10 protein-coding genes are annotated in these 13002 nt (G+C 71.2%); 9 read left to right on the forward strand and 1 reads right to left on the reverse strand.

Features of this window, described 5'->3' with window-relative positions:
- Positions 1-80: 80 nt before the first annotated feature.
- The 4 genes from OG322_RS14455 (at position 81) to OG322_RS14470 (ending at position 6187) form a co-directional block, all read left to right on the forward strand.
- Entirely contained in the window at positions 81-740 is a 660-nt protein-coding gene (locus OG322_RS14455) for a response regulator transcription factor (protein WP_123462356.1), read from the forward strand.
- Positions 741-1022: 282 nt separating this feature from the next.
- A complete protein-coding gene (locus OG322_RS14460; RefSeq protein ID WP_329306509.1) occupies positions 1023-2975 on the forward strand; it encodes a 2-oxoacid:acceptor oxidoreductase subunit alpha in 1953 nt (650 codons plus the stop codon).
- Positions 2968-4074 (forward strand): 2-oxoacid:ferredoxin oxidoreductase subunit beta, encoded by a 1107-nt coding sequence (locus OG322_RS14465; RefSeq protein WP_185095361.1) that lies wholly within the window; start codon positions 2968-2970, stop codon positions 4072-4074. The genes OG322_RS14460 and OG322_RS14465 overlap by 8 nt, the downstream gene beginning before the upstream one ends.
- A 157-nt stretch (positions 4075-4231) precedes the next feature.
- Positions 4232-6187, forward strand: a complete 1956-nt coding sequence (locus OG322_RS14470) for an APC family permease (protein WP_123461010.1) — start codon at positions 4232-4234, stop codon at positions 6185-6187.
- Positions 6188-6247: 60 nt separating this feature from the next.
- Here the strand turns inward: OG322_RS14470 and OG322_RS14475 are convergent, their stop codons facing one another.
- Positions 6248-6667, reverse strand: a complete 420-nt coding sequence (locus OG322_RS14475) for a winged helix-turn-helix transcriptional regulator (protein ID WP_405699928.1) — start codon at positions 6665-6667, stop codon at positions 6248-6250.
- 109 nt (positions 6668-6776) lie between these two features.
- Here OG322_RS14475 and OG322_RS14480 point away from each other — a divergent pair, with 109 nt between their 5' ends.
- From OG322_RS14480 to OG322_RS14500, 5 genes are all read left to right on the forward strand, one after another.
- Positions 6777-7637: an SDR family oxidoreductase gene (locus OG322_RS14480; protein WP_329306510.1), complete on the forward strand. Its 861-nt coding sequence runs from the start codon at positions 6777-6779 to the stop codon at positions 7635-7637.
- 159 nt (positions 7638-7796) lie between these two features.
- Positions 7797-8783 (forward strand): EamA family transporter RarD, encoded by a 987-nt coding sequence (gene rarD / locus OG322_RS14485; RefSeq protein WP_123461007.1) that lies wholly within the window; start codon positions 7797-7799, stop codon positions 8781-8783.
- An 88-nt stretch (positions 8784-8871) separates the two neighbouring features.
- Positions 8872-10443 (forward strand): FAD-dependent monooxygenase, encoded by a 1572-nt coding sequence (locus OG322_RS14490; protein WP_123461006.1) that lies wholly within the window; start codon positions 8872-8874, stop codon positions 10441-10443.
- Between the two features lie 58 nt (positions 10444-10501).
- Complete coding sequence (locus tag OG322_RS14495) at positions 10502-12277, forward strand: hypothetical protein (RefSeq protein WP_329306511.1); 1776 nt, start codon at positions 10502-10504, stop codon at positions 12275-12277.
- On the forward strand, positions 12274-12945 hold the full coding sequence (locus OG322_RS14500) for a class F sortase (protein ID WP_260146764.1): 672 nt from the start codon (positions 12274-12276) through the stop codon (positions 12943-12945). The genes OG322_RS14495 and OG322_RS14500 overlap by 4 nt, the downstream gene beginning before the upstream one ends.
- The last annotated feature ends 57 nt before the right edge of the window (positions 12946-13002 follow it).

Consider the following 13002-nt stretch of genomic DNA (forward strand, 5'->3'; position numbering starts at 1 on the left):
CTGGAATGCTGGGATGCTGAACGGCATACGGCCGGGGAACAGCGAACAGTGGGGGAAGAGAAGTCGTGGTGGAGGACAGGGTGCGCGTAGTCATCGCCGAGGATTCGGTACTGCTCCGGGAGGGACTCACCCGGCTGCTGACCGATCTCGGTCATGACGTCGTAGCGGGGGTCGGGGACGCGGAGGCGCTGATCAAGACGGTGGGCGAGCTCGCCGCGCAGGACGCGCTGCCCGATGTGGTGGTCGCCGACGTGCGGATGCCGCCGACCCACACCGACGAGGGTGTGCGGGCCGCGGTGCGGCTGCGCAAGGAGTACCCCGGGATCGGGGTGCTGGTCCTTTCGCAGTACGTGGAGGAGCAGTACGCCACCGAGCTGCTGGCCGGCTCCAGCCGGGGGGTGGGGTACCTGCTGAAGGACCGGGTCGCCGAGGTCCGGGAGTTCGTGGACGCGGTGGTCCGGGTGGCACAGGGCGGTACGGCGCTGGACCCCGAGGTGGTGGCGCAGCTGCTGGGCCGGAGCCGTAAGCAGGACGTGCTGGCCGGACTGACGCCCCGTGAGCGCGAGGTCCTCGGCCTGATGGCGGAGGGGCGGACGAACTCGGCGGTGGCGAAGCAGCTGGTGGTGAGCGACGGCGCGGTGGAGAAGCACGTCAGCAACATCTTCCAGAAGCTCGGGCTCTCCCCCAGTGACGGCGACCACCGGCGGGTGCTGGCCGTGCTGACCTATCTGAACTCCTGATGCCGCGGCCAACTATCTGACACTCTGTCAGATAGTTGCCGGGCGCTCCCGGCGACGTCCGGACGGGGAAGCCGGCGACTCGCTCCACCCCCTCCCCAGCGAGGGTCCGACGAGGAGCCGGGCGGCTGATGAATCATGACGGAACAGCGCCGAAATGCGTCTCAAAATGCCGTCCACCATGTGATCGACCAGAGGAAGGCGACCCTTACACACGTAGGGTGGCCCTGGGACCGCCGGCGGGCCGGATGGTTCCGAGCCGCCGCGCCGAGGGAGGTCCAGTAAGTGACCAGCCAGGTCAGTAGCCAAGCCGAACAGGCCGATGAGGCCAGTGAGGCGCTCGTGGGGGGACAGCGTGCCTCCCAGTCCGCAGCAGGCGACGGGGACAAAGAGATCCGCCGTCTGGACCGGGTGATCATCCGTTTCGCGGGTGACTCCGGTGACGGTATGCAGCTCACGGGAGACCGGTTCACCTCGGAGACCGCTTCCTTCGGGAACGACCTCTCCACCCTGCCGAACTTCCCCGCCGAGATCCGGGCCCCCGCAGGCACCCTGCCGGGCGTGTCGTCGTTCCAGCTGCATTTCGCCGACCATGACATCCTGACCCCCGGCGACGCGCCCAACGTGCTCGTCGCGATGAACCCGGCCGCGCTCAGGGCGAATATCGACGATGTGCCGCGCGGCGCCGAAATCATCGTGAACACCGATGAGTTCACCAAGCGCCCGATGGCCAAGGTCGGGTATCGGACCAGTCCGCTGGAGGACGGCTCGCTGGAGGCGTACAACGTCCACCCGGTGCCGCTGACCACCCTCACCATCGAGGCGCTGAAGGAGTTCGGGCTCCCCCGCAAGGAGGCCGAGCGCTCCAAGAACATGTTCGCGCTCGGGCTGCTGTCCTGGATGTACCACCGGCCGACCGAGGGAACCGAGAGCTTCCTGCGGGCCAAGTTCGCCAAGAAGCCGCAGATCGCCGAGGCGAACGTGGCCGCGTTCCGGGCCGGCTGGAACTTCGGGGAGACCACCGAGGACTTCGCGGTCAGCTACGAGGTGGCCCCGGCCACCCAGGCCTTCCCCACCGGCACGTACCGCAATATCTCGGGGAACCTCGCGCTGTCCTACGGGCTGATCGCCGCGGGCCGGCTGGCGGACCTGCCGGTCTATCTGGGCTCGTACCCCATCACCCCGGCCTCCGACATCCTGCACGAGCTGTCGAAGCACAAGAACTTCGGCGTACGCACCTTCCAGGCCGAGGACGAGATCGCGGGCATCGGCGCCGCGCTGGGCGCCGCGTTCGGCGGTGCGCTCGGGGTGACGACCACGTCGGGGCCGGGGGTGGCGCTGAAGTCGGAGACCATCGGCCTCGCCGTCTCCCTCGAACTGCCGCTGCTGATCATCGACATCCAGCGCGGCGGCCCGTCCACCGGTCTGCCCACCAAGACCGAGCAGGCCGACCTGCTCCAGGCGATGTACGGGCGCAACGGCGAGGCCCCGGTCCCCATCGTCGCCCCCAGGACCCCGGCGGACTGCTTCGACGCGGCGCTCGACGCCGCCCGGATCGCCCTGACCTACCGCACCCCGGTCTTCCTCCTCTCCGACGGCTACCTGGCCAACGGCTCCGAGCCCTGGCGCATCCCGGAGGTCGACCGGCTTCCGGACCTGCGCGTCCAGTTCGCCGGCGGCCCGAACCACGAGCTGGCGGACGGCACCGAGGTCTTCTGGCCGTACAAGCGCGACCCGCAGACCCTGGCCCGCCCCTGGGCCGTGCCCGGCACCCCCGGCCTCGAACACCGCATCGGCGGCATCGAGAAGCAGGACGGCACCGGCAACATCTCCTACGACCCCGCCAACCACGAGTTGATGGTCCGCACCCGGCAGGCCAAGATCGACGGCATCGAGGTCCCGGACGTGGAGGTCGACGACCCCGCTCAGGCCCGGACGCTGGTCCTGGGCTGGGGCTCCACCTACGGCCCCATCACCGCCGCCGTCCGCCGGCTGCGCGCCGCCGGACAACCCATCGCCCAGGCACATCTGCGCCATATCAATCCGTTCCCGCGGAATCTCGGCGAGGTGCTGAAGCGTTACGACAAGGTGGTCGTCCCGGAGATGAACCTCGGGCAGCTGGCCACGCTCATCCGGGCCAAGTACCTGGTGGACGCGCACAGTTACAACCAGGTCAACGGCATGCCGTTCAAGGCCGAGCAGCTCGCGACGGCCCTCAAGGAGGCCATCGATGCCTGAGACCAATGAGCTCCTCCAGCCCGGGACCGAGGCCGGATCCGAGGCCGGGACCAACGAACTCCTTCAGCTGGTGCCGAAGTCCGAGGCCAGGCAGTCGATGAAGGACTTCAAGTCCGACCAGGAAGTGCGCTGGTGCCCGGGCTGCGGCGACTACGCGGTCCTCGCCGCCGTGCAGGGCTTCATGCCCGAGCTGGGTCTGGCGAAGGAGAACATCGTCTTCGTCTCCGGCATCGGCTGCTCCTCCCGTTTCCCGTACTACATGAACACCTACGGGATGCACTCGATCCACGGCCGCGCCCCGGCCATCGCCACCGGACTCGCCTCCTCCCGGCGGGACCTGAGCGTCTGGGTGGTCACCGGTGACGGCGACGCGCTGTCCATCGGCGGCAACCACCTCATCCACGCCCTGCGCCGCAACGTCAACCTGAAGATCCTGCTCTTCAACAACCGGATCTACGGGCTCACCAAGGGCCAGTACTCCCCCACCTCCGAGGTCGGGAAGATCACCAAGTCGACGCCGATGGGATCGCTGGACTCCCCCTTCAACCCGGTGTCGCTGGCCATCGGCGCGGAGGCGTCCTTCGTCGCCCGCACGGTCGACTCCGACCGCAAGCACCTCACGAGCGTGCTGCGCGCGGCGGCCGACCATCCCGGCACGGCGCTGGTGGAGATCTACCAGAACTGCAACATCTTCAACGACGGCGCGTTCGAGGTCCTCAAGGACCGGGAGCAGGCCCAGGAGGCCGTGATCCGGCTGGAGCACGGGCAGCCGATCCTCTTCGGCACCGACAGCTCCAAGGGTGTCGTACGGGACCCGCGGACGGGTGATCTGTCGGTGGTCGCGGTCACCGAGGAGAACCGCTCGCAGATCCTCGTCCACGACGCGCACGCCGCCAACCCGAACACCGCGTTCGCGCTGTCCCGGCTCGCCGACCCGGACACCCTGCACCACACCCCGATCGGGGTGCTGCGCAGCGTCGAACGGCCGGTCTACGACACGCAGATGGCCGAACAGCTGGACAGCGCCGTCGAGCGGGACGGCAAGGGCGACCTGGGCGCGCTGCTCGCGGGCAACGACAACTGGACAGTGGTCGGCTAGGGCGGCGGCGACATATCGCCGTCCGCCCTGTCCGGCGAGTGACGCGGCCCCCGGGAGTGTTCTCCCGGGGGCCGCGTCACTCGCCGAACGGGCTGACTTTCCGGGCGTCCGGCGATTGCGGACCGGGCTCCGGCCGGCATCCGCGCACCATGTGGCCATGACCCTGGACCGCCCGGCGTACCGCATCAAACGACAACTGCTCGGCAAACCGCTGACCACCGAGCGCATCAGCGACGAGAAGCTGAACAACCGGACGGCGCTGGGTGTGCTCGCCTCCGACTGCATCAGCTCGTCCGCGTACGGCTCCGAGGAGATGCTCCGGGTCCTCGTGCCCGTCGTCGGCGCCGCCGCCTTCACGCTGATCATGCCGGTGACCTTCGCGATCCTGCTGGTGCTGCTGCTGCTGACGCTCTGTTACAGCGATGTGGTGACGATCTACACCCGGGCGGGCGGGTCGTACGTCGTCGCCCGGGAGAACTTCGGGCCGAACGTCGCGCAGATCGCCGCGGTGGCGCTGCTCGTCGACTACATCGTCACCGTCGCCGTGCAGGTGTCGGCCGGCACCAACGCCCTCATCTCGCTCGCCCATCTGGCCGGCGACAACTTCACCGGCCTGGACCATCTCCAGCTCCCGGTCTCCGTCGCCGTGATCGTGATTCTCGCGTACGGGAATCTGCGCGGGGTCCGTGAGGCGGGCCGGCTCTTCGCGCTGCCCGCCTACCTCTTCATGGCCGCCGTCGGCCTGATCCTGGTCGTCTCCGCGCTGCGCGGGCTCACCGGCGGACTGCCGCACGCCGATCTGCACGCGGCCGGGGTCGTGCCGCTCGGCACCCCGGGCGAAGGCTGGCTCTACGGCGCCTCGCTCTTCATCGTGCTGCGCTCGTTCGCCAACGGCGGTTCGTCCCTCACCGGGCTCGAAGCGATCTCCAACGGCATCTCCGCGTTCCGAGAGCCCCAGGGCCGCAACGCGCGCCGCACCCTCATCACCATGAGCGTGATCCTCGGCATCCTCGTACTCGGTGTCTCCACGCTGGCGCACTTCACCCATGCCGTCCCGTACACGGACGGCACGCCGACCGTCATCGCGCAGGAGGCCCATCTCGCCTTCGGCGGCGGGGTCCTCGGCACGGTCGGGCTGGTCTTCGTGCAGCTGGCGACCGCGCTGGTCCTCTACACGGGTGCCAACACCCCGTTCACCGGCTTCCCCTACCTGGCCAGCTTCGTCGCCGAGGACCGGTTCCTGCCGCGGGTGCTGACCCGACGCGGGCACCGCCTCGCGTTCTCCAACGGCATCATCGCGCTGACCGTCGTCTCACTGGCGCTGCTGCTGGCGACCGGCGCCAGCGTGGACAAGCTGGTGGCGCTGTACGCGATCGGCGTGTTCACCGCGTTCACCATGGCGGGGGCCGGCCTCACCGTCTACCACCTGAGACGCCAGGACCGATACCGCAGAACGAAGATCACGATCAACGCGCTCGCCGCGGTCACCTCGGCCGCCGTCGTGCTGATCTTCGCGGTCACCAAGTTCACCGAGGGCGCCTGGCTGGTCGTGGTGGTCTTCCCGCTCGGGGTGTGGACGCTGACGCGGATCAACCGCGAGTACCGGCGCGAGGCCGCCGCGCTCCAGGGCATCCAGGCCCCGGGCGCGGACCGGGCGGTCTACCGGCGCCATCTGGTCCTGGTCCTGGTCGAGACGCTCGACCTGGCGACGCTGATGGCCCTGCGGTACGCCCATGAGCTGCGCCCCGACGAGATCCGTGCGGTGCACTTCTCGATCGACGAGGCGTACGCCAGGCGGCTGGCCGCCCGCTGGGCGGCGACGTCCGCCACCGCCGTCCCGCTGGAGCTGGTGAACTGCCCGGACCGGCGGCTGCGCCACGCGATGAAGGAGCTCGCGTACCGCAGCACCGAGGACGGGGAGACCTGGCTGACGGTCCTGGTGCCCCGGCGCATGTACACCAACGCGCTCGGGAAGCTGCTGCACCGGGGCACGGGCGAGAAGATGGGCAAGACGCTGACGCAGCTGCCGCACGTGGTGGTGACGATCCTGCCGTTCGACGTCTCGCGGGCGCTGCGGGCGATGGAGGAGCGGCCTCGGTCCCGGCCGCAGTGACCCCGCCCCACACGGCTCGGCCCGCCCCGCTCTGCCCGACCCGGACCGGCTCTGCCCGAATCAGACCGAACCGGCCCGGCCGCTCGCGTCGTACGCCGTGCGCGCCGCGTCCACCGCGTCCAGGTGCCGTTCCGACCAGCGCGCCAGGCCCCACACCTGCTCGGCGGCCTCCCGGCCCATCGCGGTGAGCGTGTAGTCCACCCGGGGCGGGATGACCGGCTTGGCGTCCCGGTCCACGAAGCCGTCGCGCTCCAGCGTCCGGAGCGTCTGCGACAGCATCTTCTCGCTGACCCCACCGACCTCGCGGCGCAGCTCGCTGAAGCGGTACGAGCGCTCCAGCAGGGCGGCGAGCACCAGGACCCCCCAGCGGCTGGTGACGTGTTCGAGCACCACCCGCGAAGGACACATCGGCCGCCGCACGTCCGCCTGCCGCACATCGGGCCGCTGCTCCGGATCGGCTTCCACGTTCCTTACTCCCATACCAGTACCTTACTTCAAAGTGCGTACTTTCTTTTGGTTAGTGCCACCCCTAAGGTGAGTAACAGAACGCACGAACAGAACATGAGCACCTAAAGAGGAGCAAAACCCCATGAGCATCGTCGTCACCGGAGCCACCGGAGAGCTCGGCCGCCTCGTCATCGACCAGCTGCTGACCACCACGCCCGCCGACAAGATCGCCGCCGTCGTCCGCGACAAGGAAAAGGCCGCCGGCCTCGCCGCCCGCGGCGTCGAGCTCCGGATCGCCGACTACGACCGGCCGGAGACCCTGACCGGGGCCTTCCGGGCCGGCGACCGGGTCCTGCTGATCTCCGGCAGCGAGGTCGGCAGCCGGGTCCGGCAGCACACCGCCGTCATCGACGCGGCCAAGGCGGCGGGCGTGGCGCAGCTCGCGTACACCGGCGTCCTGGGCGGTCCCGACGCGGACTTCCTGCTGGCCGCCGAGCACAAGGTGACCGAGCAGCTGATCCTCGGCTCCGGCCTGCCGTACACCTTCCTGCGCAACGGCTGGTACACCGAGAACTACACGGCCAATCTGGCCCCCGTCCTGGCCCACGGCGCCGTGGCGGCCAACGCGGGCGACGGCAGGGTCGCCTCCGCCACCCGCGCCGACTACGCGGCCGCGGCCGCCGCCGTACTGACCGGTGAGGGCCACCTGGGCAAGGCCTACGAGCTGAGCGGCGATGTCGCCTGGTCGCTCACGGAGTACGCCGCCGAGGTCGCCAAGGCGTCCGGCAAGGAGATCGCCCACAACGACGTCCCGGCCGCCGCGCACCAGGAGATCCTGGTCGGCGCCGGTCTGCCCGCGGACTTCGCCGCGATCCTGGTGGACGTGGACGAGGCGATCCGGCGGGGACTGCTCGCCGGCACCAGCGGCGACCTGGCCCGGCTGATCGGCCGCCCGACGACCCCGCTCGCCGAGACCGTCGCGGCAGCGGTCGCCGCCCAGTAGACGGAAGGAGCGCCTGCGGGAGCCCGCGGCAGGGGTGCGCGACAGGGCCCCGGGACCCGGTGTCATGACCGTCTGGCGATACGGCAATGACACCGGGCCCGGTCGGCGCTACCTTCGTCTGGCTGACGAAGCGTCGACGCACATCTGCCAGGAGGGCCCGTGAAGGGGACAAATGAACAGCGGGCCGGGCTCCTGTCCGGATTCGCCGCCTACGGACTGTGGGGTCTGGTCCCGCTCTTCTGGCCACTGCTGAAGCCGTCCGGTGCGGTCGAGATCCTCGCCCACCGCATGGTCTGGTCCCTCGGCGTCGTCGGCATCGCACTCCTCGTGCTGCGCCGCTGGTCCTGGATCGGCGAACTGCTGCGGCAGCCGCGGAAGCTGGCGCTGATCACCGTCGCCGCGATCGTGATCAGCATCAACTGGGGCCTGTACATCTGGTCGGTGAACCACGGCCACGTCGTCGAGGCCTCCCTCGGCTACTTCATCAATCCGCTGGTCACCATCGCCATGGGCGTCCTGCTCCTGGGCGAACGGCTGCGCCCCGTGCAGTGGGTGGCGGTCGGCACCGGCGCCGCCTCGGTGCTCGTCCTGGCGATCGGTTACGGGCAGCCGCCGTGGATCTCGCTGATCCTGGCGTTCTCCTTCGCGACGTACGGCCTGATGAAGAAGAAGGTCAACATGGGCGGCCTGGAGTCGCTCGCGGCCGAGACCGCGGTCGTGTTCGTGCCCGCGCTCGGCTATCTGCTGTGGCTGGGCGCGCGGGGCGAGTCGACGTTCCTCTCCGGGGGCGCCGGTCACGTGGCGCTGCTCGCCTCGACGGGGGTGGTGACGGCCGGGCCGCTGATCCTGTTCGGGGCCGCGGCGATCCGCGTACCGCTCTCCACGCTCGGCCTGCTCCAGTACCTGGCACCGGTCTTCCAGTTCATCCTGGGAATCGTGTACTTCCACGAGGCGATGCCGCCCGAGCGGTGGGCCGGCTTCGCCCTGGTCTGGCTCGCGCTCACACTGCTGACCTGGGACGCGCTGCGGACGTCACGGCGCACGAGGATGCAGGCACTGGCCGCGCGACAGGCCGCGGCGAAGTCGGCCAAGCCCGCCGCGGACGATTCCGCTTCCTCTTCCGCGGTGACGACCCCGACACCCTGACCCACACCCACAACTATTGACCCAGTTGCTTTTTTAACTCGGTTGCGTTTCCATGGAGTCCAAGGGAACCGGCAACCGAGGAGTGCGCATGCCCAAGCCCCCGACCACCGTGCTGATCGCAGGATCCGGACCGACCGGCCTGACCCTGGCCGTCGATCTGGCCCGGCGGGACATCGGCGTACGGATCATCGACAAGTCCCCGCAGTTCCCGCGCAGTTCCCGGGCCAAGGGCCCCAACCCGCGTTCCCTGGAGGTCCTGGAGGACCTCGGTGTCGTCGAGCAGGTGCTGGCCGCCGGATCGGCGCCGCTGCCGATGCGCAAGTACCGCGGCGGGGAAGTCATCGCCGACGCCGACCCGTTCGCGGCGGCGCGCCCGATGCCGGACGCCCCCTACGACCGGCCCTGGCTGATCGCCCAGTGGCGGCTGGAGGAGATCCTGCGCGCCCGGCTCGCGGAGTACGGCGTACGGGTCGAACTCGGCGCCGAACTGGTGGGGCTGGCCCAGGGCGACGACTCCGTGACGGCGTCCCTGGCAGATGGCCGGGAGATCGAGTCCCGGTACGCGGTGGGCTGCGACGGCGGCCACAGCGCGGTGCGCAAACTGCTCGGCGTCCCGTTCGAGGGGAAGACGGACGAGGAGCAGTCGATGGTCTGCGGAGACGTCGAGGCGGAGGGGCCGGACCGCGGCATCTGGCACCAGTGGTTCGACGAGGACGGCGGCGTGATGCTCTGCCCGATCCCCGGCACCCGGTCGGGCTGGTGGTTCCAGGCCGCCCCCGAGAAGGACGCCGCCGGCCGCCCCGTACCCCCGTCGCTGGAGAGCTTCCAGCGGCTCTTCGCCAAGCACTCCGGACTCCCCGGCGGCCATCTCTCGCAGGCCACCCTGCTCTCCGCCTACCGGGTCAACGAGCGCATGGCGGACCGCTACCGGGTGGGCCGGGTGTTCCTGGCCGGTGACGCCGCGCACGTGCACGCCATCGCGGGCGGGCTGGGCATGAACACCGGCATCCAGGACGCGTACAACCTGGGCTGGAAGCTCGCCCGGGTCGCCACCGGCCGGGCGGCACCGGAGCTGCTCGACACGTACGAGGAGGAGCGGCTGCCGATCGCCGCCCGAACCCTGGACATCACCGCGGAGCGGCTGCGGGCCACGCTGGAGGCGATCAAGGAGCCGGGCGGCGGTCTGGACTCGGCGATCACCCCGCAGACCTACGGCCTGGGGGACGGCTACCGCTGGAGCTCCCTGGCCCCCGCGGGCGGCACCGCCCGGCTGCGCGCGGGCGACCGCGCGCCGGACGCACCCTGCCGCGACGCGGCCACGGGTGCGCCCCGCCGGCTGTTCGAGACCTTCGCCGGACCGCACTTCACCCTGCTCGGCTTCGGCGCGGGCACCGCACGGGCCCTGCGGGAGGCGGCTGCGGCCCACGGCGACGAACTGCGGGCGCACGCGGTGGACGGGGCATACGGCTCGGCCGGAGGCACAGCGCACGGCGGGCTGTCCGACGACGACGGCCGGGCCCGCTCGGCGTACGGCATCGCGCCGGACGAGGACGTACTCGTACTGATCCGCCCGGACAACCACGTGGGCCTCATCGCCCCGGCCGGGGACCACCGGGCCGTCGCCGAGTACCTGAAGGGTGCGGCATTGGAGCGAGCTTGAGCGAGTCACAGCGGGTCATCCCCCTGATGACCCGCTGCTTATATTTTCCTCACATCTTATGACTCGACCCCTGCGCGCGTCCGGGACGTCCCGCACGCTTCTGCGCACCGCGACCGCCACCGCCGCCCTGTCCGCCGTGTCCGTCCTCACCTGCGGAATCGCTCCCACCGCAGTCGCGGACGACACCGTGCGGACCGTCCATCAGGACGGGCTCGGCCCCAACGGCCCCTGGCTCCGCCTCCAGGAAACGACCCCCGACCGGGAGCCGGGGGTCCAGGTGGTCTCCCCGAAGCCCGACCCGGTCCACCTGAACGGCAGCCTGCGGCTGTCCATCGCGGCCGGACAACAGGCCCAGGCCGCCCACTACTTCAACTCGACCTGGACGCCGGAACCGATGCAGCCGCTGCTGGACGCGGGCGTCTCGTACTGGGCGTACACGGCGTCCGAGGGCTCCAGCGTCACCAATGTCGGCGCCAACCTGCAGTTCCCGGCGTCCTGCGGGGGCTTCACCACCCTGTCGTTCGAACCCGGCCACAACACGGACACGCAGGGCGCGGCACTGGAGCCGGACACCTGGCAGAAGTACCGGCTCACCGGCGACTCCGTGATGCGGACCTCGCGTGCCGTGGCGGGCATCCCGGCGGGCGGGGACGCCCCGCTGTCGCACTTCGTCACGGCGTGCGAGGGTGCGTACGGGGTGATCGCCAACATCGGCCGGCTCGGCGACCCGAACGGCACGCTGAACACCTACGTCGACAACATCACCGCCAAGGGCACCACCTGGGACTTCGCCGTCACCGGCCGGGCGTCGGCGGCGCTCACCGTCCCCACGGAGATCAAGGCGGGAGACGGCCCCCGCCCGGCCGACGCCTCCTACACCGATCCGGCGGACGGCCCCGAGTACCAGGGCATCGGCACCCGTCTGACGCTCAAGGGCCCGGCCGGGCTGAAGCCGGACCAGCTGACCGTCATGTCCGAGGGCTCCACGGTCCCCCTGACCCAGCAGGCGGACGGTTCACTCACCGGCGAACTGCGGACCAACCTCCGGGCGGGCGCCACGATGGAGCCGGGCGGAAAGGCCGGGGCCGCGTTCACCCTGGCCGCGGCGGAGGGTGCGCCGACAGGACGGCTCGACGTGACGGCCGAACTGACCGTCGCCGTCGACGGCACCGACGGCCCGGTGCGCACGGGCGTGAGCGCCACGGACCACAGCCGGATCACCGACGCCGACACGGGTCACGGCCCGTCCCCCTCCCCCACGCACCCCCACCACCCCAAGCCCAGCCCGCCCGGCGGCGGCCACGGCAACGGCAACTGGGGCGACGGCCACGGCAAGGGCCAAGGCAAGGGCCAAGGCAACTGGGTTGGCGGCCACGGCAACGGCCAAGGCAAGGGAAACTGGGGTGACAGTCACGGCGACGGCGGCACGAGCGGCGGCGGCACGAGCGGCAGCCACAGCAACGGCGGCACGGGCGGCGGCCACAGCAACGGCGGCACGGGCGACAGCGGCACGGGCGGCAGCCACAGCAACGGCGGCACGGGCGACAGCGGCACGGGCGGCAGCCACAGCAGCGGCGGAACGGGCGACAGCGGCACGGGCGGCAGCCACAGCAGCGGCGGAACGGGCGACAGCGGCACGGGCGGCAGCCACGGCAACGGCGGCGCACCGCTGCCGAACGGCCCGGTCGACGCGGGTGGCGGCTCCACCGCCCTGACCGGCTCCGGCTCCGGCGGCCTCTCCGGTCCCGGCCTGGCGATCGGCGCGGCCGGGCTGCTGGCAGCGGTCGCCGCCGCTGTCGGCGGGCTCCGCACGGCGCGGCGCCGGCGCGGTTGAGCGCCCGCGTCCCGCGGGAACGGCCGCCTCGCCGGCCGTTCCCGCGCCTGACCGGGGCGGCCGGGCTGATCCCGGCCGCCGCAGCGGCGCTGGTCCTGCTGCTGGGCTCCCCCCTCGCGGAGTCCGGCACCGGGACCGTCGCCCGGTCCGGCCCCGCTCCCACGGCGGCGGCGCCCCTCCCCGCCGCCCGCCCCGCCGCCCTCCCCGCCGCCCGCCCCGTCCGCATCGACATCCCCGGACTCGGCGTCAGCGCGCCCCTGGTGGACCTGACCCTGGACAGCCGGGACAAGCTCGGCGTGCCCGACCCGGCGGACCGCAACCTGGCCGGCTGGTACCGGGACGGCGTGACGCCGGGCTCCCCGGGCAACGCGATCGTGGTGGCCCATGTCGACACCCCCACGGGCCCGGCCGCCTTCGCCGGACTCGACGCGCTGCCGCCCGGCGCCACCGTGGACGTCCGCCGCGCGGACCGGAAGATCGCGACCTTCCGCGTCTACGCGATCGAGGAGTACGAGAAGAACGACTTCCCGAGCACCCATGTCTACGGACCGACGAAGGACGCCCAACTCCGCCTGCTCACCTGCGGCGGCGCCTACGACCGCAGCGCGGGCGGCTACCAGTCCAACGTGGTGGCCTTCGCCCGGCTGGCATCGGTCCGAGCAGGCTGAGATTCCGTCACACCCGAACAGTGATTCGACTCCGAAGCGGGCCCGGACGGGCCAGAA

The sequence above is a fragment of the Streptomyces sp. NBC_01260 genome (assembly GCF_036226405.1).
GTDB lineage: Bacteria > Actinomycetota > Actinomycetes > Streptomycetales > Streptomycetaceae > Streptomyces > Streptomyces laculatispora.

Coding starts and splice junctions, on each gene's coding strand:
- OG322_RS14465 (WP_185095361.1), top strand. CDS start 2,968: ATGCCTGAGACCAATGAGCTCCTCCAGCCCGGGACCGAGGCCGGATCC.
- OG322_RS14470 (WP_123461010.1), top strand. CDS start 4,232: ATGACCCTGGACCGCCCGGCGTACCGCATCAAACGACAACTGCTCGGC.
- OG322_RS14475 (WP_405699928.1), bottom strand. CDS start 6,667: ATGGGAGTAAGGAACGTGGAAGCCGATCCGGAGCAGCGGCCCGATGTG.
- OG322_RS14480 (WP_329306510.1), top strand. CDS start 6,777: ATGAGCATCGTCGTCACCGGAGCCACCGGAGAGCTCGGCCGCCTCGTC.
- OG322_RS14490 (WP_123461006.1), top strand. CDS start 8,872: ATGCCCAAGCCCCCGACCACCGTGCTGATCGCAGGATCCGGACCGACC.
- OG322_RS14495 (WP_329306511.1), top strand. CDS start 10,502: ATGACTCGACCCCTGCGCGCGTCCGGGACGTCCCGCACGCTTCTGCGC.